Source organism: Devosia yakushimensis, assembly GCF_030159855.1.
Classification (GTDB): domain Bacteria; phylum Pseudomonadota; class Alphaproteobacteria; order Rhizobiales; family Devosiaceae; genus Devosia; species Devosia yakushimensis.
Genome location: NZ_BSNG01000002.1, coordinates 189,038 through 211,004, shown reverse-complemented (window position 1 = coordinate 211,004; position 21,967 = coordinate 189,038). Strand labels below are relative to the sequence as shown.

The window sequence follows — 21,967 nt, the reverse complement described above, 5'->3', positions numbered from 1 at the left end:
CCTCCCAGACCGACCTCATAGGCGGCCTGCTAGCTCTTGAGCCCCACCAGCGCCTCGATGACTGCCTCGCCATCGGGCGAATTCCACTCTGCCGGCCCCTGCAGGACGGCCAGCTCGCAGCCGTTCTCGTCCAGCACCAGCGTTGCCGGCAGGCCCACGGCCACGGCCTCGCGCTTCAGTCGCTCGAAGGCGGCAAAACTGCTATCGGCGTAGAGCGGCAGGTTCTTGAACTGGTTCTCGTCCAGGAAACCCTGCGCCTTTGCGAGCCCCCCTTCACCGATATCGAGATTGATCGGCAGCACCATGAAGGCATCCGAATTATACTTGGTGGCAATGGCGTCGAGCGCGGGCATTTCCTCCCGGCAGGGCACGCACCAGCTCGCCCAGAAATTGACCAGCAGCGCCTTGCCGGAAAAGTCGGCAATGGTCCTGTCCTCACCCGTCGCATCCTTGAACGCCATGGTCTTGTAACCGCGTCCCTCGCCCGTGCCCATCAACGCGGCGAGCTCCCCCACCGCAGCCGCATCGATCGCATCGGCCGCCGACTTCTGCACCGGGCATTCCCTGGCGCCGGCGGCATTGCCGAGATAGGTCCACGCCGCTATAGCTACGGCCACTCCCGCCACCCCCAGCGTGATGAATAGCCGCGAGCGTTTCGGGGCCGGTTGGCGGGGGGCGCTATTGTCAGACATGCAATCTCCAGGGAACCAGCGATGAGCAACAAGATGTGGGGCGGCCGGTTCGCTACCGGCCCCGACGCCATCATGGAAGAAATCAACGCCTCGATCGGATTCGACCAGCGTCTGTTCCGCCAGGATATTGCCGGATCAATCGCCCATGCGACAATGCTCGCCGAGACGGGCATTCTGACGCAGAAAGATCGCGACGCCATCGTGGTCGGTCTAAATGAGGTGCTGGCGGAAATCGAGAGCGGCAGCTTCACGTTCTCGCGTGCGCTCGAGGACATCCACATGAACGTGGAATCGCGCCTGCGCGAAAAGATCGGCGATGCCGCCGGGCGCCTGCATACGGCGCGCTCGCGCAACGATCAGGTCGCAACCGATTTCAAGCTCTATGTACGTGACACCATTGATACGCTGGTCGTGCAGGTCCACACCCTGCAGCTGGCTCTGGTCACCCGTGCCGAAGAAGAAGCCGATACCATCATGCCCGGCTTCACCCATCTGCAAAGCGCCCAGCCGGTCACCTTCGGCCATCACCTGCTGGCCTATGTCGAAATGTTGGGACGCGATGCCGGCCGGCTGCTCGATGCCCGCAAACGCCTCAATGAAAGCCCGCTTGGCTCGGCCGCGCTTGCCGGCACGCCCTACCCGATCAATCGGGAACGCACGGCCGAACAGCTGGGCTTTGACCGCCCCACCGCCAATTCGCTCGACGCCGTCTCGGACCGCGATTTCATTCTCGAAACGCTGGCCGCCGCCGCAATCTGCGCCATGCATCTCAGCCGCTTTGCCGAGGAAATGGTGATCTGGAGTTCCGCTCAGTTCGGCTTCGTGCGCCTCTCCGACAAATTCACCACCGGCTCCTCCATCATGCCGCAGAAGCGCAATCCGGATGCCGCCGAGCTGGTCCGCGCCAAGATCGGCCGGATTTTGGGCGCACTGACCAGCCTGCTCGTCGTCATGAAAGGCCTGCCGCTCGCCTATTCCAAGGACATGCAGGAAGACAAGGAAGTCGCCTTCGACGCCCTCGACGCGCTTTCCCTATCCCTTGCCGCCATGACCGGCATGGTGGGCGACATGGTGCCCAATCGCGAGCGCATGCGCGTCTCGGCCGCCGCCGGCTTTTCCACCGCCACCGATATTGCCGACTGGCTGGTGCGCGAACTCAATATCCCCTTCCGCGATGCCCATCACATCACCGGCCAGATCGTGGCCCTGGCCGAGCAGAAGAATTGTGGCCTTGAGGGCCTTACCATTGAGGATTTCAAATTCATCGACCAGCGCATCGATAGCCGCATCCATAAGGTGCTGACCGTTGAGGCCTCCGTTGCCGCCCGGCAATCCTATGGCGGGACGGCCCCGGCCAACGTGCTGATCCAGGCCGCCCGCTGGAAAACCATCCTCACCGGCCAGCCGCATGATCCAAAGCCCCTGTCCAAGAAAAAGCATGGCGGCCATGGTGATGGCGGGGTTGAATAACCCCGTCGCTGCCCCCACCATATCGGGACCGAACTGATTTGGATGGAGCGATGCGAACCAGGAACCGACAGATGCGCCTTTCCGAGCGTCATGTCGCGGTCCTCCAGCCCGCTTCGCTCTCCGACGAAATGCCACCGCCCCCCGAAGGCATGCGGCAGGCTACGGCCGACGACCATCGCGCAACCATCGAGCATCTGCTCTCGATCGGTCCGGACGCCGGCGAAATCTGGATCTTTGCCTATGGCTCGCTGATCTGGAAACCGGCCTGCGACTTCGTTGAAATGCGCACCGGCGTCGTGCGCGGCTGGCACCGCGCCTTCTGTCTGGGCTGGAACAACCGCTTCCGCGGTAGCGACGAAAATCCCGGCCTCATGCTGGCGCTCGACCGCGGCGGGGCCTGCAAGGGCGTACTCTATCGCCTGCCGGCCGACCGGATCGACGAATCCCTCACCAAGCTCCTCGAGCGCGAAATGGGCTGGCTACCCTCGGCCTTCCCGCCACGCTGGGTCAATGTCCAGAGCGGCGAACGCACGATCCGCGCGCTCACCTTCTGCATCGACCGCAATTCGGGCCGCTATGTTTCAGGCCTCACCGTCGAGGCCATTGCCGATGTGCTGGCCAAGGCTGTCGGCAATCGTGGTTCCATGGCCGAATACCTCTTCGCCACCGTGCAGCATCTGGAGGATATGGGCATTCACGGCCCCCATCTCTGGCTGTTGCAAAACCTGGTCGCCGAACGGATCGAAACCGCCTATGCGCTGAATCGATAAGTCTTGCTTTCGTTTTGGGCAGGCTTGGCATAGGGATTTCTGCGAAACATGCCCACCCACGGCGTTATTCCGGTGAAGGCCGCAATCCATGCTGTGCGCTCTCCCTGCATCGCATGTGTGGATAGCGTTCAGCATGGACCCCGGCCTACGCCGAGGTGACATCGCGGGTGCAGCAAAACCGGGAAAAGACCTTGGTCCACCACTTCGAACACCGCGACGGCACCCTCCATGCCGAGGACGTCAATCTCAACACCCTGGCCGAAAAGGTCGGCACGCCCTTTTATGTCTATTCCAGCGCCACCCTGCGCCGGCATGTGCGGGTGGTGAAATCGGCCTTCGAAGGCATCCCGACGCTCCTGGCCTATGCCATGAAAGCCAATTCCAACCAGGCCGTGCTCAAGCTCATGGCCTCGGAAGGCGCGGGCGCTGATGTCGTGTCGCTGGGAGAATTGGAACGCGCGCTGGCCGCCGGTATCAGGCCCGACATGATCGTCTTTTCCGGCGTCGCCAAAACCGTCGCCGAAATGCGCCGGGGCCTCGAGGCCGGCATCAAATGTTTCAATGTCGAGAGTGAACCCGAACTGGAGCGCCTTTCGATGGTCGCCTCCGACATGGGGCTGACCGCCAAAATATCGGTCCGCATCAATCCCGATGTCGATGCCCGAACCCATGCCAAGATTTCTACTGGCAAGGCCGAGAACAAGTTCGGCATCCCCTATGCCCGGGCCCGCGAAGTCTATGCCCGCATTGCCGCCCTGCCCAATGTCGAGGCGGTCGGGGTCGATATGCATATCGGCAGCCAGATCACCGATCTCGAGCCCTTCGGCAATGCCTTCGGTCTCATGGCCGAACTCGTGACCGCCTTGCGGGCCGATGGCCACACGATCCACCATGTCGATGTCGGCGGGGGCCTGGGCATTCCCTATAGCCATGGCGAAACCGCGCCACCGCATCCCGAGGCCTATGCCGCCGTCGTGCGGGACAAGGTCGGCCAACTCGGGTGCACACTGGTCATCGAGCCGGGGCGGCTGCTGGTCGGCAATGCCGGCATTCTGGTCACCAAAGTCGAATATGTGAAGGAGGGCGGCACCAATTTCGTCATCGTCGACGCGGCGATGAACGACCTGATCCGCCCCACGCTCTACGAAGCCCACCACGATATCGAGCTGGTCAATCATTCCAACCTCGCCCCCATCACCGCCGACATTGTCGGCCCGGTCTGCGAAACCGGCGATTATCTGGCCAAAGCGCGCACCATGCCCGGCGTCAAGGAAGGCGATCTCCTGGCCGTGATGAGCGCCGGCGCCTATGGCGCGGTCATGGCCTCGACCTACAATTCGCGGGCTCTGATCCCCGAAGTCCTAGTCGATGGCGATCGCTTCCACGTTATCCGGCCACGCAAGACCCTCGACGAACTGATCGCCCTCGATAGCGTGCCCGATTGGCTGTGAGCATCTGCTGACACCCCTTGTCTTATCCGTTCGGGCATAGTCGTCTCACCATCCAGGGAGGACGGCCATGCCCGAGACACTTTCCGACCGCCAGCTCAACCGTGCCACCCTTGCCCGGCAATGGATGCTGGAACGCACCGACATTGCCATCCCCGACGCGATCGCCTTTCTCCTGGGCCTGCAAGCCCAAACCACCAACACGCCCTATATCGCCCTGTGGAACCGGATTGCCGGCTTCACCCCTGGCGCGCTGACGGCGCTCATCACCGACAAGACGCTGCTGCGCGCCACCACGATGCGCACCACGCTCCATCTTCACACCGTGCCGGACATGCGCGCTATCCGTCCGCTCATGCAGCCGGTATTGGACCGCACCTTCAGCTCGGTCGCCAAATCCCGCGCCATCAATGCCGACCGTCATGCGGTCAATCACCAGGGCGTCAGCATTATTGATGAAGCGCCTGTTACTGCGGGCGAACTGGGCCGGCGTCTGCTCGAACATTTCCCCGATAGCGATCCGCTCGTGCTTGCCCAGGTCGTGCAAGGCGCCGAAACCCTGATCCAGATTCCGCCCACCCGCATCTGGGGCCATGGCGGCGCGCCGCTGCTGATGCGTATTGAAAAGTGGATCGGCCAGGGCCTCTCCGAGCCCATCCCGCTGCCCGAACTCGTCCTGCGCTATCTCGCCGCCTATGGGCCTGCCAGCGTCAAGGATATGCAGACCTGGTGCGGCCTCACGCGCCTCGCGCTGGCCTTCGAGGCGGTGCGCGGGCAATTGGTCGAATTTCACGGCGAGGATGGCCGCGTGCTTTACGACCTGCCCGAAGCGCCGCGCCCTGCCCCGGACACGCCCGCGCCCGTGCGCTTCCTGCCCGATTACGACAATGTCTTTCTGGGCTTTGCCGACCGCTCGCGGCTACAGCCCCCCTACGCCCGGGAACGCATGGTCGTGGTCAATGGCTATGTCGCAACCTTTACAATTGACGGCTTCATCGCCGGCAACTGGACCATTCGCCGGACCAAGAACGATCTGACCATCGAACTCGCGCCCTTCCGCAAATTGACCAAGGCCGAGAAAGCCAGCGCCGAGGCCGAAGGGCTCGCCATTGGCGCCCTCCTTGCCGATGGCGCGGGGCCAGCCACTATCGAATGGCGGCCGGAGGTCGCCTGACTTATTGCTCCAGCGCCCGCCGCCCCAGCGAGACGACCTCGACCGGCTTTCCGGCAATTGCGTCATCGACCTTGACCAGCAGGTCGGCCAGGGTGAACGGCTTGGTGATGACGTCATAGATCAACGCGTCCAGCCCATGAGCCCGCTCGCGCTGGTCGGCAAAGCCGGTCATCAGCACGATGGTCACCTCGGGATATTTGGCCCCGACATGCAGCGCCAGCGCAATCCCATCCATGATCGGCATCTTGATGTCGCTCAGCAGCAGGTCGAAGCGCCCTTCTTCCTCGTCGGCAATTTCCGCGCCCAGGCCGCCATCTTCGGCCGCCACCACCTCATGACCCTTCATGGACAGTGCGGAAACGACAAAGGCGCGAACCGAAGGATCGTCTTCGGCAACGAGAATACGAGCCATCAGGGATGCTCCGGATTGGTTTGATCAGCGCTTGATATAGGTACGGATCTCGACGGCGGCGATGCCGCTCGCCCCGGCTGTGGCGCGGCCGCGGCAAAGCTCAGCCGCATGCGTTCGGCCTCTCCCGGTGGCAGGGCCAATTGCGTATCAAAGCTCGAACGCTCTCCCGCCATCAGATCCCGCACCGATGGGGTGACGCTCCACTCATAGATCGCGGCTCCATTTGGCCCCAGCAGGGTCACCACGACGGGCGGAACCCCCACCGGGTCCGCCGTCAGCCCCACGATCTGAGCCGAGACGATCAGCATTTCCTTGCCGTCGCGCAAAGCGCGCTGGGCGGTGACATTGGAAAAATCGAGTCCCACCACATTCACGCCCAATCCCAGACCGGCATAGAGGCCGGCCAGCGAGGGAACGCGTTCAACCAGCTGCACGCGTCCGAAATAGAGCGCGCCGATCAAGACGCAAAGAATAAGCACCCCGGCCACCCGCGCGGCCCGGCGCAAACGCGCCAGGGGCAAATGTGCAATCAGCGCGCTCTGCCGGCGCAAGAACGCCTTCTGCCGCTTGCGGATCACCGCCGGGTCAACTTCGCCGGCGCTTTTTTGCGTTTCCGGCCGGGCCTGTTCCTGTTCAATGGCAAGGCGCCGCGCCAGCTCGGCAGCAACGGCCCGCTCTTCGGTCACCAATGCCTCATCGAGCCCATCCTCGGCCATGGCATCGAACATTTCATCCGCTGGTGCGGGCGGCGCCTCCGGCACGACGGGTTCCTGCTGCCAGGCCCGCTGGCAATAGGCGCATTGCACCTTGCGACCCGCCGAGCCAATGGCCTCGTAGGTCACCTGATACTTGGTCTGGCAATGGGGACAGGTGATGATCATCGGGCCAGACAATTGGAAATCGGAACGACAGCGCTCCGCCGAACCTATGCCGATGGGGTTAAAACTCCTCAAACCGCGGCGACGGAACAGTAAACCATCACAATTGTGCCGTTTCCTGCGGGCAATGGCTCACACCTGCCGCATCGTGCGCCCGCCTTTGTTATGATGCGCGCAATGGCTGATTCGCCGTTGGACACAACAGCCGGCGGACAAGTGGGGAGCCTGCTTTTTTGATCGAGTTTTCCGATGTGGGACTGCGCTATGGCAATGGCCCCGAAATCTTGCGGGATCTGACCTTTTCGATCGAGCCCGGCTCGTTTCATTTCCTCACCGGCCCCTCTGGCGCCGGCAAGACCAGCCTGTTGCGTTTGCTGCTGCTCTCCCTCAAGCCGTCGCGCGGCAAGGTCACCATGTTTGGCGAAGATGTGAGTGATCTGAGCCAGGACCGTCTGCTGCAGATGCGCCGCCATATCGGCATCGTCTTTCAGGAATTCCGCCTGCTCGATCACCTGACCACTTTCGAAAACGTGGCGCTTCCCCTGCGCGTCTTGGGCCAGCCGGAAAGCGAATACCGGCCCAATGTCACCGAGCTGCTTGAATGGGTGGGCCTCGGCGAGCGCATGAACGCCCTGCCATCGCTGCTATCGGGTGGCGAAAAACAGCGCGCCGCCATTGCCCGCGCCGTCATCGCTCGACCCAAAGTGCTCCTGGCCGACGAACCCACCGGCAATGTCGACCCCGAGCTATCGAGCCGGCTCGTTCACCTCTTCGCCGAACTCAACCGGACCCTGGGGACCACCATCATCCTGGCCACGCACGAATTGCCGCTGCTCGACAAGTTTTCCTATCCGCGCATGTTGCTCAGTAAGGGCGAGCTGGTGATCCATGATTGAGCGCGTCGCCAGCCTCTTTGCCCTGCTACGCCGCCGCCGCGGCGCCGCCCCCATCGTGCCGGAAAAAAGTGTCGCCGGCCGCACCCTGCTCTTGATGATCACCATCATGAGCTTTCTCTCGGCGGTAACGCTGGGCGGCGTGGTGCTGGTGCAGAAATCGGCCATAGCCTGGTCTGCCGATGTCGGCCGGGAGCTCACCATCCAGATCCGCCCTGTCGAGGGCGAAGTCATGGAATCCAACCTGCGCACCGCCGTGTCGCTGGCCCAGACCACTCCGGGCGTCGCCTCGGCCCGGGCCCTGACGCTCGAAGAAAGCCAAAAACTGCTCGAGCCCTGGCTCGGCGCCGGTCTTGATCTCGCCGCCATCGAGGTTCCGCGGCTCGTCGTGGTGCAATTGGCCGATCCGGTGGATGCCGATATCGAGGGGCTCACCCGCAATCTGGCCGCCATCAAGGGAGCCAGCCTTGATACCCATGCCGCCTGGCGGCAGCAGCTCAACACCATGGCCGGCACCATCGTACTTTCGGGCCTTATGGTTTTGACCCTGATCGGCGTGGCGACGGTCCTCGCCATCATCTTCGCCACGCGCGGCGCCATGGCAACCAACCGCGAAATCGTCGATGTCCTGCACTATATCGGCGCCTCCAACCGCTTCATTGCCGGAGAATTCCAGGGCCGGTTCCTGTCCATCGGCCTCCAGGGAGGCCTGCTCGGCGCGGCAGCGGCCCTCCTGTTCTTTGGCCTGATCGGTACGGCCGCCGGCAATATGCTCTCCAGCGAAGCCGGGGCGCAGATGGGCGTACTCTTTGGTCGCTTTGCCCTGGGCGTGGATGGCATGATCGGCATTCTTGCCGTCATTCCGGTCATCGCTGCGCTCACCGCCATCACCTCCCGCATGACCGTGCGCCGCTATCTCGCCGAGACCTCGTGATGGACAGCACGCCCCCGTTCAAGCTGGCCGCCGACGACCTGGTCACCGCCTCCTGGCTCTATATGCGCCAGGGCCTCGCACGGCCACGCGTGCTGGTCTCCTGGCTGGTGCTTTGGGCCTGCTTTTTGGCCTTCATCATCTTCGTCAATGGCGGGCCGGCCACCCGGCCTGAGCAGTGGCTGGTCTTGCTGGGCATTTCGTTGCTGCCTTTTGCAGCAGTCATTGCCGTCACCGTGATCCTGACGCCGATAACGGCGCGCCGCATCTTTCGCCAGCAGCGCTCCCTGCAAGGCGAGATGGCGCTGGCCTGGTCCGATACCGGCCTGCACGTCCGGTCCGAATATGGCGATTTCGAAATGCCCTGGCCCCATTTCGTGCGCTGGGCTGAGGATGGACGCTCTTTCCTGCTGTTCGAGTCCGATCGGCTGTATAGGGTGGTGCCCAAGCGGGTCCTGACGCCGGACCAGCAACAGAGCCTGCGGCAGTTTCTGGGCCGGATCGGCGCTTGACCCCCAGGGCCATGGCTTTGCGCGTCGGAGGAACTTCATGCGTATTGTCCAGGCGGTCCGCACCGCGCTGTTCTACTTCATCTTCATCGGCCAGACGGCAATCCTGGCCATTGTCATCGGCACCATTGGGCTGATCGCCCGTGGCCGCACGCCGCTGAGCTGGACGCTGGCGCGATATTGGTGCTGGTCCAATATCGGTCTTCTGCGCTGGATCACCGGGGTCAAGACCATCGTCACTGGCAACGAACACATTCCGCCCGGCGGCTGCATCATCGCGTCCAAGCATCAGTCCGACTGGGATGTCTTTGCCGTCTTCCCCCATACCGGCCGGCCCGCCTATATCGTCAAGAAGGAGCTGATGCGCATCCCCTTCTTCGGCTGGGCGGCCCGCTCGCTGGACTGCATCGAGATCGACCGGCAGAAAGGCGGTGGCGCAATCCCGGAAATGATGAGCCAGGCCAAGGCGGCCATCGAGCGCGGCTGCCGCATCGTCATTTTCCCCGAAGGCACCCGCAAGGCCCCGCTGGCGCCGGCCGATTACCGGCAGGGCATCGCGCGCATGTATACTGAACTCAACGTGCCGGTCGTGCCGGTCGCCCTCAATTCCGGCCTGTTCTGGGGGCGTAACAGCCTGGTCATCTGGCCCGGCACCGCCCAGGCGCGGTTTCTGCCTGCCATCGAGCCTGGCCTGCCGCCCGACGTCTTTATGGCCCGACTCAAAAAAGCCATCGAAACCGATTCGACTGATCTGATTCTGGCAGCGGCGGAAAGTGGCCTTTCACGTCCCCTGGACCCCGAGCTGCGCGCCAGGATCGATGCCCTTCAGGCCTCGCGTGTCTGATGGCCACACCTACCATATGTTGACAGAATCTTCTGTCACATACATAGATGTAGCCATACCATCGGCGCGGGCTTGACGGCCTCGGCATTTTGTTCTAATTTTGTTCTTGTTCTACCGAACAGGGGACACGGCAATGGCGAGCATGATTGACAGCACGATTGTGACGCATGGCTTCGGCCGCGGCAGCAATTGGCAGGGTCGTTCGGGCCGCGCCTATGACCTGGTCAGCGAAAATCTCGAGCATTTTGCCATGGGCGAAACCGAGCTTTATGTCATCGCCAAGGGCAGCCATGTGCTCTGGGTCGGCTCGACCGCCGATCTGGTGAGCGACCCGCTGAGCCGCACGCGTTTCCGTCTCGCACTTGATTGTGCCGACCGGGTGTTCCGGCTCGTCTCGCCCGCCGCCGATTCCGAACGCCTCAGCACCATCTGGGATCTCGAAGGCGCCGAACCCATGGCCGGCGCGCAGGCGGCCTAAGGCCCTCTAAGCCGCTTCCGCATCGCCTTCCAGCATCGCGACCAAAGCCATCAACTGGTGGTCTCTGATGCCCAGGCTTTCCAGGTGCCGGGCGGTATTGATCACATAGTCGATATTGCGGCCGGAGAGCCCCACGCCGGCCCGCACCATGGCCACCTGCTGGTCCAGCGACAGCCGCCCGGCAAATTGCTCATGGTTCTCGTCGACCACGAAAGCCAGGGCGCCAACCATGCGTCCATCGGTCAGGCGCACCGGCCGCATCACATCCCGATAGACCGAAGTCACCTGCTCGCGCGCTTCGAGATAGGCGCGCACCGCCGTCCAATCGGCATCGGCGACCTCGAAGACCATGCCGCGACAGGCCCCACCGCGCGCCAGACCGAACACCAGTCCGGGCCGCTCCGATGTGCCGCGATGATGGGTCGAAACGATCGAAAGCGAACGATGCGCACCCCGCAAGAGGCCCTGCTGCGCGCTGACATGCGGGAAACCGGGATTCCAGATCAGCGAACCATAGCCGAAGACCCAATGTGTTCCAGCCATGTCCGTTTGCGCGTTCATCGTCATATCCACACCCAAATCCTAGTAAAGCTCACGGCCAGCGGCAACCGCCGCCAGGGTCTAGCCGCCATGCCTTTCTAGGACGACCCGGATTTACCCATGCTGAACGGGCTTTGGCCGCGGCCTCGCCGAGGATAAGAGTGCTCCCCATGAAGAAGCGAATCATCATTCTCGGCGCCGTGGTGCTGTTTGTCGTCCTTGCCTGGAGCGCGGCATGGCTGGTCCTTGCCGGTCTCGTGCGACAGAATATCGAAGCCCAGGCCATGGCCGACGGCATAACCAGCCCTCGCCTCACCTGCGGCATGCTCGATATCGGCGGCTTCCCCTTCCGCTTTGACGTCGATTGCACCGACGCACGGATCGCCAGCGGCGATCTTGTGACGGAAATTCCCGGCCTCCGCGCCAGCATCATGGTCTACCGGCCAACCCATCTGCTGGCTTCCGCGCTCGGGCCCGCCCGCATCACCGACGCTTTTACCGGCCTGCGCAATACCCTGGCCTGGTCAGGCCTCGAAGCCAGCATCCGGCTCGACAATTGGCGCATTGCCCGCCTCTCCGTAATCGGCAAGGACCTGGTCTGGTCCGATACGCTATTGGGCAATACCGTGCTGGCGCAAAGCCCGCTGGTGGAGACACACCTTCTCGACATTCCCGAGCAATATGATGCCGAGCGCCATACTGCGGCCCTGGCCGGCTATTTCCATGCCCAGAACCTCGTCTATCCCGGCATGACGCTGGCCGATACCAATGCCGAGATCGAGTTTGAACTCAGCGGTCTGCCCGACGACATCCGCAATTGGAGCGACCCGCTCTTGCTGACGCTCTGGCAGCAATCGGGCGGACAGTTGAAGATCGTCTCCGTTCGCGGCAGTGACGGCGCATCCACCCTCAACGCCCAGGGCGAGCTCAAGCTCGACGATGCCGGCCAGGTTGAAGGACAGATCGGCATCACCTCCACCGGCGTTGCCGAACGCATCGGCCCGCTTCTTGCCGAGCCCTGGCGCACGCTGGTGCTTGGCACACCGGCAGCCGACGGCTCCTATGCCAATCAGCTCAATTTCCGTGCCGGCGCCATCTATTCGGGCCTGGTGCCGATCGCCGCCATTCCCCCGCTTTACTAAGGCCAATCACCATTTTCGGCTCAGCCTGAGCTGAATGTCGATTGGTCTAGGCGTCGTCGCCCCCGCCATGCTCCCGCACGAAGAGGGGGGCGGCGGGCGCAGGCGGCGCCTCGTGTGGCCGGCCGAAATCGGCCGCTGCGGTTTCCTGCCCCGCCGAAATGATCGAGCGGCGGATGGCGCGGGTGCGGGCAAACATGGCCTCGAGCGCCGGCCCGTCGCCGGTGCGCACCGCCCGTTGCAAGACGGAAAGGTCCTCGAGAAACCGGCCCAGCATTTCGAGCACGGCTTCCTTATTGGTCAGGAACACGTCCCGCCACATGACCGGGTCGGAGGCTGCGATACGGGTAAAATCGCGGAAGCCTGAAGCCGAGAACTTGATGACCTCGGACTGCGTGGCCGTTTCGAGATCCGCCACTGTGCCCACGATATTATAGGCAATCAGATGCGGAATATGACTGGTAATGGCCAGCACCATGTCATGATGGGCCGCATCCATGCACTCGACATGGCTGCCCATGGCCTCCCAGAAACCGACGAGCTTATCCACCTGCGCCGCCGGAACATCGGCTGCGGGCGTCAGCACGCACCAGCGACCCGCAAAGAGCTCGGGAAAGCCCGCCGATGGCCCGGAATGCTCGGTACCGGCAATGGGATGGCCGGGAATGAAGCTCACCCCCTCGGGCACATGCGGTCCCACGACTTTGACGACATGGGCCTTGACCGACCCCACATCGGAAAGGATCGCGCCCGGCTCCAGCGCCCCGGCAATTGTCTTGATCACCCCTTCATAGGCGCCCACCGGCGTGCAGAGGATGACAAGATCAGCGCCTCGCACCGCTTCGACGGCGTCGAGCGTATAGATATCGCCCAGATTAAGCGCCCGCGCCTCTTCCAGCGTTTCGCTCTTGCGGGTGGAAATGGCAATCACCTCGGCCAGTCCCTGCCGCCGCGCGGCCAGCGCGATGGAGGAACCGATCAGCCCGATACCGATCAATGCGAGCTTGCGGAATTTGACGCTCATGGCTTGAGAACCTCAACGACGCGGCGCATGGCCGCTTCTGTACCGATGGAAATGCGCAGCCCATTGGCAATGCCATAGGACGAGCCGACCTGCCGCACAATCAGCCCCCTGGCCATCAGCGCCTCAAACGCCGTCTCGGCCTCGGCCTCGCTGGCAAACAGCACCAGGACGAAATTGGCCTGGCTCGGCAAAATGCGCAGCCGGTTGGAGCTCAGCTCCGCCGTCAGCCAATCGCGCCATCGCGCATTGTGCCGCTTGAGTTCGGCGGTAAACGCCACGTCGCGCGCCGCTGCCGCCCCGGCCAGCTGCGCCGCCAGATTGACATTGAACGGCCCGCGGATGCGGTTGATGACATCGACCAGATGCGCCGGCCCCACCATCCAGCCGATCCGCGCCGCCGCCAGTCCCATTTTGGAGAAGGTGCGCACCATGACGACATTTTCGGCTTCGGCAACCAGCTCCAGCCCTGCCGAATAGTCCGCAGCCGTGACATATTCGGCATAGGCACTATCGATGACGAGCAGGATATCGGGCCTCAGCCCCGCATGCAGGCGCCGTACCTCGGCATCGCTGAGATAGGTGCCGGTGGGATTGTTTGGATTGGCGAGGAATACCAGCCTGGTCTTGTCCGTCACCGCGGCCAGCAACGCATCGACATCGGCGGTGTAATCGGCCTCATCGACCATCACGATACCAGCGCCCGCCGCTTTGGTAACGATGGGATAGACCGAAAAGCCATAGCGGCTCATCACCGCCTCGTCGCCTTCACCCAGATAGCATTGGGCCAGCAGATGCAGCAGATCGTCGGACCCATTGCCGCACACGATCAGGTCCGGATCGATGCCATGCACTTCGCCCAAAGCAAGGCGCAGAATCCTGGACGTGCCCTCGGGATAAATCTCCAGGTGCTGGGCAACCGAGGCAAAGGCCTCGATCGCCTTGGGGCTGGCACCCAGTGGCGATTCGTTGGACGAAAGCTTGATCGCGTTGCTGCCCGGCGCACCGGACTTGCCGGGCACATAGGCTGCGATATCGAGAATGCCGGGCTGCGGCGTGGGACGGGATGACATGACTGCGCTTAATGGGCCTAAAACCGCGCGGACCATAGTCAAACCCTCTGCCGAACGCAAAGGAAAGCACTAGCCCTGCCGGGCCGTCGCCGCACTGAGCCCCGGCACCCGCACGAAGCGCTCTTCCCGCTTGCGGCGCGGCACGGCCGGAAACGCCTCCTTGCGGGCTCGCACGCAGATCACCCCGCTCATGGCCGGCCCGAACAGGCGCCCGACGCCTTCGAAGAACCGGGTCGATTTCAGCACCAGCGAAGACTGGAACGGCGGCAGGAACAACCCATCCCGCCAGGCCACCGGCACGAAACTATGGTCGCGCAGCAGCTTTTCGAGCTGCCCGCCCGAATAGGGATTGCCCGAGCCGAACGGGGTATTGTCGCGCTGGGCCCAGATGCCGCGCCGCCGCGGCACCACCAGAATCAAATGGCCATTGGGTGCCGTCACCCGCCACAATTCGCGCATCAATTCCTCATCGTCCGAGACATGCTCGAGCGCATGGACGGCTATGGTCAGATCGACCGAGGCATCGGTGAGCGGCATTTCCAGCGGATCGCACAACACGGTATGGGACGGGCCCTCACGCGGCCAGGCCGAAGCCCCCTGCCGCGCCGGCATGAAGGCCAGAACCCGTTCGGCGCTGCCCAGCGCGAAACGCAGATAGGGCGTGGCAAAGCCCAGCCCCAGCACCCGTTTGCCCGCCACGTCGCCAGCCAGCGCCAGCACCTGTTCGCGCACCAGGGTTCGCGAGATGCGCCCCAGGGGGGATTTGTAATAATCGATGAGACGGGTGACATCGCTGGTCATGGCGCAACTGTGCCGCAGCGCAACGAACTTGTCTAATGGGCCGTTGCCATGTCAGGTGCCGGCACCTAGCTTTCGGGCAACATTCTACCAAGGAGCGGTTTCATGGGTTTGATCGTCGACGTTTTCTCCGCGCGCAGCGACAATTTCGGCTATCTGGTGCATGATACCGCCACCGGCCGCACCGCCGCCATCGATGCCCCGGAAGCCGCTGCGATCAGGAATGCCCTGCTCTATCGGGGCTGGACGCTGAGCGATATTTTCATCACCCATCACCATATCGACCATGTCGAGGCCATTCCCGAACTCAAGGCGGAATATGGCGTTCGCGTCATCGGCCCCAAGGCCGAGGCCGACAAGATTGCGGACCTGGATGAACTGGTGGAAGCGGGCGACAGGATCCATCTCGGCGAGACGGTTTTTGATGTCTATGCCACGCCCGGCCATACGCTGGGTCACATCGTGTTCCACGACAAGGCGGGCAAGCATCTCTTTACCGCCGATGCGCTGTTTTCGCTGGGCGTGGGCCGCATGTTCGAGGGTACGCCGGAGCCAATGTGGAATGGAATCAAGGCCTTGCGCGACTTCCCCGACGACACGCTGATCTATTGCGGCCACGAATATACCGAGAGCAATGCCCGCTTCGCGCTCTCGGTCGACCCCGACAACAAGGCGCTGCAAGCTCGGGCCGAAGAGGTCAAGGCGCTGCGCCTGGCGGGCAAGGCGACCATTCCGGTCACGCTGGGAACCGAAAAGGCGGCCAACCCGTTTCTCCGGGCCGACGACAAGGTGATTGCCGCCTATTATGGCCTGGAAGGCGCGGCGCCCGCCGAGGTCTTTGCGGCACTGCGCAAGGGTAAGGACAGTTTCTGACAATCCACCGCTTTCGTACCGCGATAGGTTAACAGACTGTTAGCATTTGGCATAACGTTTGCCCCATATAGGGTAACGAGCCAGAATGCCCGTCCCATTCCGGGACACTCTGGCCCGCTTTGAGACAAGCGAGGCTCACATGGCTGATTTTGATACGGAAATCGGGCCGCTCACCATAGGACTGCCGGTCGCCCTCGAACCGGCAGGCCCCAAACCCTCGCTGCGGCGCAACCAGACCGGCGCGGCATTCGTCAGTCAATTGCTGATGGCCCGGGCTCAATCGATCCCCCAGAGCCGCCAAAGACCATCGATCGAAGGCGCCATCGGCGCCTATGCCGGCCGGGCCCGCGCCACCCAGCGGCGCATGCCGCCGGGCTATCGTAAATCGCTGCTGGCCTAGCGGGGATAGAATGAGCAGCCATGGAGGCCTCATGGTGAGCTAACCACGAGGCCGGACTGCTACCCCATCGTCACATCGCGCCCGGCGCTGGTGATCGAGACGGTAAAGCCGGCGACCACGTCGATCAGGCTCATCACCATGAGCAGGAAGAAGACCGAACTGGCCGCGGCGCCCGCGACGAGGAATTCCACGAGGAACGCCACGAAGACCAGCATGGACAGCATGTGCTCGAGAATGGACGACTGCGCGCTGCGGGTCGATTTCAGCACTTCAAAGAAGAGCAGGAAGACCGAAATCACCAGCAGGAAATCGCCTGCCGTGATCGCCCAGGGCGTGCCCGAAAACATCGGAATGACGAAAAGGCCATTGGTCCAGCCCGCCGGATTGCCTCCGAAGAAGAGGAAGGCAACGATATTGTAGATGACAAAGGAAATCGCCAGCAGCGGGGGAATGAACGGCCCGCGCCGCGGCACACGATGGCCATTGGGGGGAATATAGACAGTGTCGGTCACGGGCGCCGCTCCAGGGGTGATGAGGGCCGCACCATGCCAGAGGCGGGGATGGAGGTGAAGGGGGCGTTGAAGTGGGGGCTACCGTTCCTAAGGGGAGGTGCTTGCACAGCGTCATTCCCGCGCAGGCGGGAATCCAATCTTTCGGCGGCACAAGGGGCAGGATGGATTCCCGCCTGCGCGGGAATGACGTGGTGGATGGGTAGCGAAGGGGGGACTTCGGGGCTGGATACCCGCTCTGCGCCGCTCCTGCTCTGCTCCTCATCCCTTCCCACCCACTGCACTTCCCTCGGGCTTGACCCGAGGGCCATTCTCAACCTGCCAGATGCGGCGAGCGGTCCTCGGGTCGAGCCCGAGGAAGGCGATTGTGGGGGGGATGGATGGTGCGCGGGACTATCATCGGGCTTTCCGGAGGCCACGATCAGCGCGCTCCCGACGGGGAGGTTGGGAGGGGGTGCGGGAGCCCCGATATCCGGGCTCTCATCCCCACCCTTGATCCCTCCCCACAAGGGGGAGGGTGTCGACTGGAAGCCTTGTCGCCTACTTCTTGAGCTTGAGCGGGCCGACCATCTGTTCCGGCTTCACTTCGGCGTCGAATTCCTCGCCGGTGAGCAGGCCCAGGGCGATGGCTTCTTCGCGCAGGGTGGTGCCGTTCTTATGCGCGGTTTTGGCAATCTTGGCGGCGTTATCGTAGCCGATCTTGCGGTTGAGCGCGGTTACCAGCATCAGCGACTTGTCGACCAGTTCCTTGATGCGGGCGCGATCGGGTTCGATGCCGATGGCGCAATTGTCGTTGAAGGAACGGGCCGCATCGGCCAGGAGCCGCACCGATTGCAGGAAATTGTAAGCGATGACGGGCTTGAACACGTTGAGCTCGAAATTGCCCTGGCTCGCGGCAAAGCCGATGGCGGCGTCATTGCCCATGACCTGCACGGCCACCATGGTCATGGCTTCCGACTGGGTCGGATTGACCTTGCCCGGCATGATCGAAGAACCCGGCTCGTTTTCCGGAATGGTGATTTCGCCCAGGCCCGAACGCGGACCCGAGGCCAGCCAGCGCACGTCATTGGCAATCTTCATCAGCGCGGCGGCCAGTTGCTTCAGCGCCCCCGACGTGCCGACAAAGGCGTCGTGACCGGCCATGACGGCATATTTATTGGGCGCGGTGACGAAGTCATGGCCGGAAAGCGTGGCGATTTCCTTGGCCACGGCCACGGCATAATCGGGATGGGCATTAAGCCCCGTGCCGACGGCGGTGCCGCCCAGCGCCAGTTCCTTGAGCTGGGGAATGGTGACCTTGATGGCCTGCACGGCCAGATCGAGCTGGGCGACCCAGCCGCTCATTTCCTGGCCCAGGGTCAGGGGGGTTGCGTCCTGCAAGTGGGTGCGGCCGATCTTGACCACATCCATGAATTCTTCCGACTTGGCGGCCAGCGTGTTGCGCAGCTTCTCGACGCGCGGGAAGAGGTAGTTTTCCAGCGCCTCGACCGCCGCGATATGCATGGCGGTGGGATAGGTGTCGTTGGACGACTGGCTCATATTGACATGGTCATTGGGGTGAACGGGCTTTTTGGAGCCCATGGTTCCACCGGCCAGCTCGATGGCGCGGTTGGAGATTACCTCGTTGACATTCATGTTGGACTGGGTACCCGAGCCGGTCTGCCAGACCACGAGAGGGAAATGGTCTTCCAGCTTGCCGGCAATCACCTCATCGGCAGCGGCGACGATCAGGTCGCGCGTCTTCTCATCAAGCAGGCCCAGCTTGTGATTGGCCAGGGCCGCGGCCTTTTTGAGGATGCCGAAGGCATGGACGATTTCCTTGGGCATCTTCTCCCCGCCAATATCAAAATTGGCCAGGCTCCGTGCGGTCTGCGCGCCGTAATATTTGTTATCCGGGACATTGATGGTGCCCATCGAGTCCGATTCAACGCGCATGCTCATGGAAATCTCCGAAATGGGCCGCTTCTGTTGGCGGCATGGTCACAGCAAAACGGCCGGTCCCGCTGGGGACCGGCCGTTGCATTATCTACAAATCCGAGCGCATCTTTGCAGCTCGTCTTTGGCTTATTTCTTGACGTCGAGAATCTGCCGGCCGCGATACATGCCGGTCTTGAGGTCGACGTGATGCGGACGACGCAGCTCGCCCGAATCCTTGTCTTCGACATAGGTGGGGGCGGCAAGAGCGTCGGCCGAGCGGCGGAAGCCGCGCTTCATCGGCGAGGTCTTTCGTTTTGGCACTGCCATGGTCGGTACTCCGAATTCAATATCGTTGCGCCGCCAAAGCGGCCCAGAGACTTATCTCTGTTGGGATTGCCCGGGTCTATAGAGCAAGACGGGGAGCTTGGCTAGTGGGTTTTGTGAGGGGTTCCACCGCGATTGCTAACCGCAAACGCGGGCGGATGGATTTATCTCAATCGCTTCCCTCGGGCTTGACCCGAGGGCCATTCGCCGCTTGTGCCGGGTTGATAGAGGCCCTCGGGGCAAGCCCGAGGGAGGCGACGGTGGGTGGGGAAGCCTGGGGGAGCTTGTCCTCACAGGGCCAATCTCCCGCCCTCGCCGACACAACTGGCCCGTGCCCCATATTCCATCGCCCGGTTCTGCACGACCCCGGCAATGCGCAGCATGCCGCCCGATGGCCGCCCCGGCTGGCGCAGCATGGGATTGGGCAGAGCCGTGACCAGAAGCGTCGCCGTGCGCCAATCAAGGTTCTGCGGTTCTATGCCAAAGGCCCGCTCGGCCCCTGCCGCGACGCCGAACTGCCCCTCCGGCCCCCATTCGGCAATATTGAGATAGATTTCCATGATGCGTCTCTTGGGCAGCATCAGATCGACATAAAGCGCCAGCGGCACTTCGAGCGCCTTGCGCACCACGATCTGCCCGTTCCACAGGAAGAGATTGCGCGCCACCTGCATGGTAATGGTCGAGGCGCCCCGCGCCTCCTCGCCCGCCATATAGCGCTCGGCCTCGTCGCGCAAAGCCCCGAAATCGACGCCCCAATGGCGGCAGAACTGCCCATCTTCCGACAGCACCACCGCCGCCTTGAGGCGATCGGAAATGTCCTCGATATCGCGCCATTCCCGCACCACCGGGCGCCCGGTGACATAGCGCTCCAGCATGGGCACCGAGACCGGATCGATCACGAGATAAAGCGGGGTGAGCAGCAGCGGAATGGCAATCAGGATGGCCGCCAGAACGCCCAGAGGACGCAAGATGCGCCAGATGCCCTTGGGTTTGGATCGCCGTGCCATGGACCATTCCATAGCGGCAGGAAGATGCGGGGCAAAGGGGGCGGTGGCCACATTGGTGAAAATGACGGGGAAGCCACGGTGCGGTCCCCTCCCTTGAGGGGGGGGTCATTTTCGGACTGCTTGCGGCCGTGGAGAGACGCCATCGGCCCTTTCCCTCCCTCCCCCTTGAGGGGAGGGCCGGGGTGGGGGTCGTTGCGGCTCCTGCGCCAAAGCTCGTCGACCCCCTCCCTCAGTCCCTCCCCTCAAGGGGGAGGGAGGCGGACCGTGCCTCTCTCACGCACACATCCCCTTGCCGCACCCGACCCAAACCGGCTAGCAACGAGCCATGTATGATTTTGCCGCCGACATCGCCGATTGCGCCCTGGCCGTGGAAACAGCGCTCGACCGGCAATTGACGGCGGAACGCCTCTCCGGACCTGGGCCCGCCGCGGGCCGGCTGATTGCCGCCATGCGCCATGGGAGCCTGGCGGGCGGCAAGCGGCTGCGTCCGCTGCTGGTGCGGCAGGCCGCCAATATTTTCAACGTGCCGCCCCATGCCGCTTTGATGGCGGGGCTCGCCGTCGAAATGGTCCATTGCTATTCGCTGATCCATGACGACCTGCCGGCCATGGACGATGACGATCTGCGCCGCGGCCGCCCCACCGTGCACAAGGCCTTTGACGAGGCCACTGCGATCCTGGCCGGGGATGGCCTGCTGACCCAGGCCTTTGGGCTCCTCTCCTCGCCCGAATGCCATCCCGAACCGGCCACGCGCATTGCGCTGGTGACCGAACTGGTTGCCGGCAGCGGCACCGGCGGCATGGTGGGCGGCCAGATGCGCGATATCGAAGGGGAAGCGGGCGGTTTTTCCGGCGACGAGGTCGCCACCATGCAGGCCATGAAAACAGGCGCATTGATCCGCGCCAGCGTGCGCATGGGCGCCATTCTGGGCGGGGCCGATCCGCGCGCCCTCTCCGCGCTCACTGCCTATGCCGAAGCGGCGGGCCGCGCCTTCCAGCTCGCCGACGATATTCTCGATGTGACCGCCACGCCCGAAGCCATGGGCAAGGCCACCGGCAAGGATGCCGCCAAGGGCAAGCAGACCCTGGTGGCCAAGGTGGGGTTGGAGGAAGCGCGCGAGCACCTCAAGGCCACGGTCAACGACGCGCTTTCCGCGCTGCGCACCTTCGGGCCCAAGGCCGATGGCCTGCGCGCCACCGCCCGCTATTTCGCCAGCCGGGAGAATTGACATGGCTCAGCTGGTCAGCATCAATCTGGGCACGGCCCAGTTCATTCCCGGCTATAGCCCGCTGACCGGCATCGTCAAGACGCCGGTCGCCAGCGCCAAAATCACTCGGCTGGGCATGGCGGGCGACGCCATCTGCGACCGTCAGCACCATGGCGGTTCGGATCAGGCCGTTTATGTCTATTTCGCCGATGACTATGCCTGGTGGAACGCCGAATTGGGCCGGACCATCGAGCCGGGCACGTTTGGCGAGAACCTTACCATTGCCGGGGTCGAGGGGCGCAGCATCGCCATTGGCGATCGTTTCGCCATCGGCCCGGCGCTGCTCGAAGTCACCTATCACCGCACGCCCTGCATGACCTTTGCCGCACGCATGGGCGATTCCTCCTGGGTCAAGCGCTTCCACCGCGCCAACCGCCCCGGCGCCTATTGCCGCGTGCTGCAACCGGGCGCGGTCACGGCCGGCATGGCGGTGGAGCATGTCCCCTTTGCCGGCGAGCGCGTCACGGTCAGCGAATTGATGGCGCTCGATGGCGTGCGGGAGATCGACCCAGCCTTCATGCGCCGGGCGCTCGCCACCCCGATCCGCGAAAAGACGCGGTTCAAGTTCGAAACCCGCCTCGCTAGCCTCTTCTGAGAATT

At 63.3% G+C, this 21,967-nt stretch carries 25 protein-coding genes; 14 read left to right on the top strand and 11 right to left on the bottom strand.

What is annotated here, in order from left to right; all coding sequences use genetic code 11:
- Positions 1-29 precede the first annotated feature (29 nt).
- Complete coding sequence (locus QQL79_RS18215; RefSeq protein ID WP_284393255.1) at positions 30-692, bottom strand: TlpA disulfide reductase family protein; 663 nt, start codon at positions 690-692, stop codon at positions 30-32.
- 21 nt (positions 693-713) lie between these two features.
- On the opposite strand from QQL79_RS18215, the gene argH reads away from it, so the two are divergent.
- The 4 genes from argH (at position 714) to QQL79_RS18195 (ending at position 5,554) form a co-directional block, all read left to right on the top strand.
- Positions 714-2,162 (top strand): argininosuccinate lyase, encoded by a 1,449-nt coding sequence (argH, locus tag QQL79_RS18210; protein WP_284393254.1) that lies wholly within the window; start codon positions 714-716, stop codon positions 2,160-2,162.
- A 71-nt stretch (positions 2,163-2,233) separates the two neighbouring features.
- On the top strand, positions 2,234-2,932 hold the full coding sequence (locus QQL79_RS18205) for a gamma-glutamylcyclotransferase (RefSeq protein WP_284393252.1): 699 nt from the start codon (positions 2,234-2,236) through the stop codon (positions 2,930-2,932).
- A gap of 191 nt (positions 2,933-3,123) precedes the next feature.
- Positions 3,124-4,383 (top strand): diaminopimelate decarboxylase, encoded by a 1,260-nt coding sequence (gene lysA / locus QQL79_RS18200; protein WP_284393250.1) that lies wholly within the window; start codon positions 3,124-3,126, stop codon positions 4,381-4,383.
- A gap of 67 nt (positions 4,384-4,450) precedes the next feature.
- Positions 4,451-5,554 carry a winged helix DNA-binding domain-containing protein gene (locus tag QQL79_RS18195; protein WP_284393248.1) on the top strand — a complete coding sequence of 368 codons (1,104 nt, stop codon included), beginning with the start codon at positions 4,451-4,453 and terminating at the stop codon, positions 5,552-5,554.
- A gap of 1 nt (position 5,555) precedes the next feature.
- On the opposite strand, the gene QQL79_RS18190 is transcribed toward QQL79_RS18195, so the two are convergent.
- Together QQL79_RS18190 and QQL79_RS18185 are read right to left on the bottom strand one after the other, a co-directional pair.
- Positions 5,556-5,966: a response regulator gene (locus QQL79_RS18190; protein ID WP_284393246.1), complete on the bottom strand. Its 411-nt coding sequence runs from the start codon at positions 5,964-5,966 to the stop codon at positions 5,556-5,558.
- Positions 5,966-6,847 carry a zinc-ribbon domain-containing protein gene (locus QQL79_RS18185; RefSeq protein ID WP_284393244.1) on the bottom strand — a complete coding sequence of 294 codons (882 nt, stop codon included), beginning with the start codon at positions 6,845-6,847 and terminating at the stop codon, positions 5,966-5,968. The genes QQL79_RS18190 and QQL79_RS18185 overlap by 1 nt, the downstream gene beginning before the upstream one ends.
- Positions 6,848-7,077: 230 nt before the next feature.
- Here QQL79_RS18185 and ftsE point away from each other — a divergent pair, with 230 nt between their 5' ends.
- The 5 genes from ftsE to QQL79_RS18160 all read left to right on the top strand — a co-directional run bounded on the left by ftsE (position 7,078) and on the right by QQL79_RS18160 (position 10,499).
- Complete coding sequence (ftsE, locus tag QQL79_RS18180) at positions 7,078-7,740, top strand: cell division ATP-binding protein FtsE (protein WP_284393242.1); 663 nt, start codon at positions 7,078-7,080, stop codon at positions 7,738-7,740.
- A complete protein-coding gene (locus QQL79_RS18175; protein ID WP_284393240.1) occupies positions 7,733-8,671 on the top strand; it encodes a cell division protein FtsX in 939 nt (312 codons plus the stop codon). The genes ftsE and QQL79_RS18175 overlap by 8 nt, the downstream gene beginning before the upstream one ends.
- The gene (locus tag QQL79_RS18170) at positions 8,671-9,180 is read left to right on the top strand and encodes a YcxB family protein (protein WP_284393238.1); all 510 of its coding nucleotides are present in this window, start codon (positions 8,671-8,673) and stop codon (positions 9,178-9,180) included. The genes QQL79_RS18175 and QQL79_RS18170 overlap by 1 nt, the downstream gene beginning before the upstream one ends.
- A gap of 37 nt (positions 9,181-9,217) precedes the next feature.
- On the top strand, positions 9,218-10,021 hold the full coding sequence (locus QQL79_RS18165; protein ID WP_284393237.1) for a lysophospholipid acyltransferase family protein: 804 nt from the start codon (positions 9,218-9,220) through the stop codon (positions 10,019-10,021).
- Between the two features lie 133 nt (positions 10,022-10,154).
- Positions 10,155-10,499 (top strand): hypothetical protein, encoded by a 345-nt coding sequence (locus QQL79_RS18160; protein ID WP_284393235.1) that lies wholly within the window; start codon positions 10,155-10,157, stop codon positions 10,497-10,499.
- Between the two features lie 6 nt (positions 10,500-10,505).
- Here the strand turns inward: QQL79_RS18160 and QQL79_RS18155 are convergent, their stop codons facing one another.
- A complete protein-coding gene (locus QQL79_RS18155) occupies positions 10,506-11,066 on the bottom strand; it encodes a gamma-glutamylcyclotransferase (RefSeq protein WP_370461264.1) in 561 nt (186 codons plus the stop codon).
- 143 nt (positions 11,067-11,209) lie between these two features.
- Here QQL79_RS18155 and QQL79_RS18150 point away from each other — a divergent pair, with 143 nt between their 5' ends.
- Complete coding sequence (locus tag QQL79_RS18150) at positions 11,210-12,181, top strand: DUF2125 domain-containing protein (RefSeq protein WP_284393230.1); 972 nt, start codon at positions 11,210-11,212, stop codon at positions 12,179-12,181.
- A 46-nt stretch (positions 12,182-12,227) separates the two neighbouring features.
- Here QQL79_RS18150 and QQL79_RS18145 read toward each other — a convergent pair whose 3' ends face one another.
- The 3 genes from QQL79_RS18145 to QQL79_RS18135 all read right to left on the bottom strand — a co-directional run bounded on the left by QQL79_RS18145 (position 12,228) and on the right by QQL79_RS18135 (position 15,073).
- Positions 12,228-13,202 carry a prephenate/arogenate dehydrogenase family protein gene (locus QQL79_RS18145; protein ID WP_284393229.1) on the bottom strand — a complete coding sequence of 325 codons (975 nt, stop codon included), beginning with the start codon at positions 13,200-13,202 and terminating at the stop codon, positions 12,228-12,230.
- Positions 13,199-14,272 carry a histidinol-phosphate transaminase gene (gene hisC, locus QQL79_RS18140; protein ID WP_284393227.1) on the bottom strand — a complete coding sequence of 358 codons (1,074 nt, stop codon included), beginning with the start codon at positions 14,270-14,272 and terminating at the stop codon, positions 13,199-13,201. Before hisC ends, QQL79_RS18145 begins: the two co-directional genes overlap by 4 nt.
- A 69-nt stretch (positions 14,273-14,341) precedes the next feature.
- Positions 14,342-15,073 carry a class I SAM-dependent methyltransferase gene (locus tag QQL79_RS18135; RefSeq protein ID WP_284393226.1) on the bottom strand — a complete coding sequence of 244 codons (732 nt, stop codon included), beginning with the start codon at positions 15,071-15,073 and terminating at the stop codon, positions 14,342-14,344.
- A gap of 102 nt (positions 15,074-15,175) precedes the next feature.
- Here QQL79_RS18135 and gloB point away from each other — a divergent pair, with 102 nt between their 5' ends.
- Positions 15,176-15,943 carry a hydroxyacylglutathione hydrolase gene (gloB, locus tag QQL79_RS18130; protein ID WP_284393225.1) on the top strand — a complete coding sequence of 256 codons (768 nt, stop codon included), beginning with the start codon at positions 15,176-15,178 and terminating at the stop codon, positions 15,941-15,943.
- A 139-nt stretch (positions 15,944-16,082) separates the two neighbouring features.
- Positions 16,083-16,343 carry a hypothetical protein gene (locus QQL79_RS18125; RefSeq protein ID WP_284393224.1) on the top strand — a complete coding sequence of 87 codons (261 nt, stop codon included), beginning with the start codon at positions 16,083-16,085 and terminating at the stop codon, positions 16,341-16,343.
- 59 nt (positions 16,344-16,402) lie between these two features.
- On the opposite strand, the gene QQL79_RS18120 is transcribed toward QQL79_RS18125, so the two are convergent.
- The 4 genes from QQL79_RS18120 to QQL79_RS18105 all read right to left on the bottom strand — a co-directional run bounded on the left by QQL79_RS18120 (position 16,403) and on the right by QQL79_RS18105 (position 20,100).
- A complete protein-coding gene (locus QQL79_RS18120) occupies positions 16,403-16,855 on the bottom strand; it encodes a hypothetical protein (protein ID WP_284393222.1) in 453 nt (150 codons plus the stop codon).
- 537 nt (positions 16,856-17,392) lie between these two features.
- Positions 17,393-18,793, bottom strand: coding sequence for a class II fumarate hydratase (fumC, locus tag QQL79_RS18115; protein WP_284393220.1), 1,401 nt, complete (start codon positions 18,791-18,793; stop codon positions 17,393-17,395).
- Positions 18,794-18,916: 123 nt separating this feature from the next.
- Complete coding sequence (gene rpmF / locus QQL79_RS18110) at positions 18,917-19,096, bottom strand: 50S ribosomal protein L32 (RefSeq protein WP_108460771.1); 180 nt, start codon at positions 19,094-19,096, stop codon at positions 18,917-18,919.
- Between the two features lie 287 nt (positions 19,097-19,383).
- Positions 19,384-20,100: a biosynthetic peptidoglycan transglycosylase gene (locus QQL79_RS18105; RefSeq protein ID WP_284393219.1), complete on the bottom strand. Its 717-nt coding sequence runs from the start codon at positions 20,098-20,100 to the stop codon at positions 19,384-19,386.
- A gap of 325 nt (positions 20,101-20,425) precedes the next feature.
- Between QQL79_RS18105 and QQL79_RS18100 the strand changes: the two genes are divergently transcribed.
- On the top strand, positions 20,426-21,328 hold the full coding sequence (locus tag QQL79_RS18100; protein WP_284393218.1) for a polyprenyl synthetase family protein: 903 nt from the start codon (positions 20,426-20,428) through the stop codon (positions 21,326-21,328).
- A gap of 1 nt (position 21,329) precedes the next feature.
- Positions 21,330-21,962, top strand: coding sequence for an MOSC domain-containing protein (locus QQL79_RS18095; RefSeq protein ID WP_284393217.1), 633 nt, complete (start codon positions 21,330-21,332; stop codon positions 21,960-21,962).
- Positions 21,963-21,967: the final 5 nt, after the last annotated feature.

What these genes read in the sequence shown, in the direction of transcription:
- QQL79_RS18155 (WP_370461264.1), bottom strand. Translation starts at nt 11,066, where the DNA reads ATGACGATGAACGCGCAAACGGACATGGCTGGAACACATTGGGTCTTC.
- QQL79_RS18160 (WP_284393235.1), top strand. Translation starts at nt 10,155, where the DNA reads ATGGCGAGCATGATTGACAGCACGATTGTGACGCATGGCTTCGGCCGC.
- QQL79_RS18170 (WP_284393238.1), top strand. Translation starts at nt 8,671, where the DNA reads ATGGACAGCACGCCCCCGTTCAAGCTGGCCGCCGACGACCTGGTCACC.
- QQL79_RS18095 (WP_284393217.1), top strand. Translation starts at nt 21,330, where the DNA reads ATGGCTCAGCTGGTCAGCATCAATCTGGGCACGGCCCAGTTCATTCCC.
- QQL79_RS18215 (WP_284393255.1), bottom strand. Translation starts at nt 692, where the DNA reads ATGTCTGACAATAGCGCCCCCCGCCAACCGGCCCCGAAACGCTCGCGG.
- QQL79_RS18105 (WP_284393219.1), bottom strand. Translation starts at nt 20,100, where the DNA reads ATGGCACGGCGATCCAAACCCAAGGGCATCTGGCGCATCTTGCGTCCT.
- QQL79_RS18150 (WP_284393230.1), top strand. Translation starts at nt 11,210, where the DNA reads ATGAAGAAGCGAATCATCATTCTCGGCGCCGTGGTGCTGTTTGTCGTC.
- QQL79_RS18125 (WP_284393224.1), top strand. Translation starts at nt 16,083, where the DNA reads ATGGCTGATTTTGATACGGAAATCGGGCCGCTCACCATAGGACTGCCG.
- QQL79_RS18175 (WP_284393240.1), top strand. Translation starts at nt 7,733, where the DNA reads ATGATTGAGCGCGTCGCCAGCCTCTTTGCCCTGCTACGCCGCCGCCGC.
- QQL79_RS18205 (WP_284393252.1), top strand. Translation starts at nt 2,234, where the DNA reads ATGCGCCTTTCCGAGCGTCATGTCGCGGTCCTCCAGCCCGCTTCGCTC.
- QQL79_RS18135 (WP_284393226.1), bottom strand. Translation starts at nt 15,073, where the DNA reads ATGACCAGCGATGTCACCCGTCTCATCGATTATTACAAATCCCCCCTG.
- gloB (WP_284393225.1), top strand. Translation starts at nt 15,176, where the DNA reads ATGGGTTTGATCGTCGACGTTTTCTCCGCGCGCAGCGACAATTTCGGC.
- fumC (WP_284393220.1), bottom strand. Translation starts at nt 18,793, where the DNA reads ATGAGCATGCGCGTTGAATCGGACTCGATGGGCACCATCAATGTCCCG.
- QQL79_RS18145 (WP_284393229.1), bottom strand. Translation starts at nt 13,202, where the DNA reads ATGAGCGTCAAATTCCGCAAGCTCGCATTGATCGGTATCGGGCTGATC.
- QQL79_RS18195 (WP_284393248.1), top strand. Translation starts at nt 4,451, where the DNA reads ATGCCCGAGACACTTTCCGACCGCCAGCTCAACCGTGCCACCCTTGCC.
- argH (WP_284393254.1), top strand. Translation starts at nt 714, where the DNA reads ATGAGCAACAAGATGTGGGGCGGCCGGTTCGCTACCGGCCCCGACGCC.
- rpmF (WP_108460771.1), bottom strand. Translation starts at nt 19,096, where the DNA reads ATGGCAGTGCCAAAACGAAAGACCTCGCCGATGAAGCGCGGCTTCCGC.
- QQL79_RS18185 (WP_284393244.1), bottom strand. Translation starts at nt 6,847, where the DNA reads ATGATCATCACCTGTCCCCATTGCCAGACCAAGTATCAGGTGACCTAC.
- QQL79_RS18165 (WP_284393237.1), top strand. Translation starts at nt 9,218, where the DNA reads ATGCGTATTGTCCAGGCGGTCCGCACCGCGCTGTTCTACTTCATCTTC.
- hisC (WP_284393227.1), bottom strand. Translation starts at nt 14,272, where the DNA reads ATGTCATCCCGTCCCACGCCGCAGCCCGGCATTCTCGATATCGCAGCC.
- QQL79_RS18190 (WP_284393246.1), bottom strand. Translation starts at nt 5,966, where the DNA reads ATGGCTCGTATTCTCGTTGCCGAAGACGATCCTTCGGTTCGCGCCTTT.
- QQL79_RS18100 (WP_284393218.1), top strand. Translation starts at nt 20,426, where the DNA reads ATGTATGATTTTGCCGCCGACATCGCCGATTGCGCCCTGGCCGTGGAA.